The following is a 2,510-nucleotide window of genomic DNA, read 5'->3' on the forward strand; positions in this document are numbered from 1 at the left end:
CAGCTTTAAGTTTTCATTGCGCAGGAAGAAGACATAGTCATATTTTCCTCCCTTTTCATTTATGAACTTTTTACGATCCCTACAGCTAATGCGTGAGGGATAGTAGCGGCGGGGCGAAGCCCCGGTCCCGATTTATCGGGACTGAAACCGCGAATAGCCCGACGGCCCGAAAGCCACGCAGTGGCGTATCGGGACGGCACGCCCAAATAGAAAAAGCGATCAAGAAGCGTTCAATATTCGCACTTACTGTTTTATGAATCACAATTATCAAAAGCGGCGCACAATAGAAAAAGGCTTTGCTTAGCTTTGTGCCAATGGTACTTGATGCATATATTAGACGATTGATGCTGGCGGCACTGCTGCTGACTGGTAATGTGGAAGATGCGGTCGCTGAACTTGTAGAGGAACTTCACGTAATCGACGCCCTGGTAGCCGAAATGGCTGGGATCGTAGTTGAAGCCGAAGGCGGGATGGTAATCGACAGCCTGGAGCGCACGCTCGGCGCTGGCGATGTCGAAGGCGATCTCGGTCGGGTGTACTTCGAGGGCGTAGCGGATGCCGAGCTTCTGGTATTCATCGAGGATGGGCTTGAAGCGCTTGGCGAAGTCGGCGTAACCGGCGTCGATCTGGCCGGGGAGATTCGGCGGGAAGGAATAGACGAGGTGCCAGATGCTGCTGCCGGTGAAGCCGTTGACGACACTGACGCCGAAACGCTTGGCGGCGTGTGCGGTCTTGATGAGTTCTTCGGCGGCACGCTGGCGCACGCCTTCAGGATTGCCGTCACCATAGATCGCCGGAGACAGGATCTGCGCGTGGCGGGGGTCGATGTTGTCGCACACGGCCTGGCCGACGAGATGGGTGGAGATGGCGTGGCACTGCATGCCTGCGGCTTTCAGTTTCGCGCGCTTGGCATCGCAGTAAGCCTGGTCGGCCTTGTCCACTTCAAAGTGGTCGCCCCAGCAGGCGAGTTCGACGCCGTCATAGCCGAAGGCCTTGGCCTTCTGAATCATGGTATCGCAGGAAAGATCGGCCCACTGGCCGGTGAAGAGAGTGACGGGGCGTGGCATGGTGTGAGTTGGGTGGGTGAAGAGCGGGAAGAAGGAGAAAGAATGGCGAATGTCGAATGTGGAATGACGAATTTTTTTGGCAGCAGCTATTTGGGCTCCAACTTCAGCGTGCGAGTGAGGGTGTAGGGGTAGTTGAAGTCGAGCTGAGCTTTGCCGATACCAATGAGGTTCGCCTCGCCCTTGAGTGTGTAGGTGCCTTTGATTTTCGTGTCCACATCGAGCATGTCGGTGAGGCGACGGACGACGACGGCTTCAAAGGTGATCTCGACATGCGAGTTGTAGCCCATGGGGCGCTCGAGACTGAGGCTGCCGGTGATGGCGATGGTGGCGAGCGTGCCGTCGGGCTGGTCCTCAATGCTGGCGAAGGTGCATGAGATGTCCTTCGGCACCACGAAACCCGTGGCCTTGCCACGCGGAGCAGGGATTGCGGTCTTCCAAGTTTCACCCAGTTTGTGCGCGTCGGAGCCGATGCAGAGCGACAGGACATCAAGCAGCCCGGCGGTGTAGGCGAGGTTGTCGAGCATCTGACGTTCATCCGGCGTGGGCTTGCCCTGAACGAGGTCGTAGCTCCAGCGACCGGCGCTTTTACGAGCGCGCAGCATCTTGGTCATGAGTGACGATGCCTGCTCGTTGGGCGGCGGCACCGGTCCCGTGAAATGCATCAACTCGGTCAGAAACTCGGCCACGCGGATCTCCTCCGTACCGGCACCGGCAATGCGGCGCACCAGGTTGAGACGCTGCACATAGCGTGTGCTCACCGCAGTGGTCTCCTTGGCGCTCACCTGCTTTGAGCGGCCGTTCTCGACACGGATCTCACGTTTCTCACGCAACTCCGTGCCGCTGCGCAGCGGCAGGTTCTTGTTCAGCACCACCGGACGGGCGGCGTTCTGCCCTGCGGCGAGGTTGCATGCCAGCAGGACGGTGGCAAAAAAGCGTGCGGGGTGCAATGCAGTGTACATGCTTTCAAGCTACCAAAGTCACCGCAGCAACTACAAGCCTCAAGCGCGGCAACGGCGCAAAAATCAGGCTTGGAGCGCGTGGCAAGGTCAGAATAGACTTCGTTCCCGCGTTTTCTGAACTGGCAAGCAAGTTTCTCACATGCACCGCAGCCGCACCATTTGCGTCCGAGCCTCCCCAGCCGCCTTCACCCTGGTGGAGCTGCTCGTCGTCATCGTCATCATCACGGCCGCGCTTTCCATCCTGGGTCTGGCCACGGCGGAGCCGAGTGTGGGGCGACGGCTGAACTGGGGGGCGCAGTTCATCTCCGGCAAGGTGCGTGAGACACGCGGCGTGGCCGCGATGCGGCTGAGCAACGCCCGCCTGCTGATCCACACGAACCCGACACAGCCGGAGCTGATGTGGCAGTCGTTTGTCATCGTCGCGGAAACGGAAATCGGCAGCGGCGTGTGGGAACCCGTGGGTGATCCGCAAAAACTGCCCGCT

Annotated in this window: 3 protein-coding genes; 1 reads left to right on the forward strand and 2 read right to left on the reverse strand. The window is 59.2% G+C overall.

Features of this window, described 5'->3' with window-relative positions; all coding sequences use genetic code 11:
- Positions 1-251: 251 nt before the first annotated feature.
- Positions 252-1,067 (reverse strand): sugar phosphate isomerase/epimerase family protein, encoded by an 816-nt coding sequence (locus ACKVY0_RS18385; RefSeq protein WP_409216291.1) that lies wholly within the window; start codon positions 1,065-1,067, stop codon positions 252-254.
- An 86-nt stretch (positions 1,068-1,153) separates the two neighbouring features.
- Positions 1,154-2,026 carry a hypothetical protein gene (locus ACKVY0_RS18390; protein WP_409216292.1) on the reverse strand — a complete coding sequence of 291 codons (873 nt, stop codon included), beginning with the start codon at positions 2,024-2,026 and terminating at the stop codon, positions 1,154-1,156.
- A 139-nt stretch (positions 2,027-2,165) separates the two neighbouring features.
- Between ACKVY0_RS18390 and ACKVY0_RS18395 the strand changes: the two genes are divergently transcribed.
- Positions 2,166-2,510, forward strand: a 345-nt coding sequence (locus tag ACKVY0_RS18395; protein ID WP_409216293.1) for a hypothetical protein, incomplete at its 3' end; no start/stop codon positions are given.

This window comes from Prosthecobacter sp. (assembly GCF_046154365.1).
Lineage (GTDB): Bacteria > Verrucomicrobiota > Verrucomicrobiia > Verrucomicrobiales > Verrucomicrobiaceae > Prosthecobacter.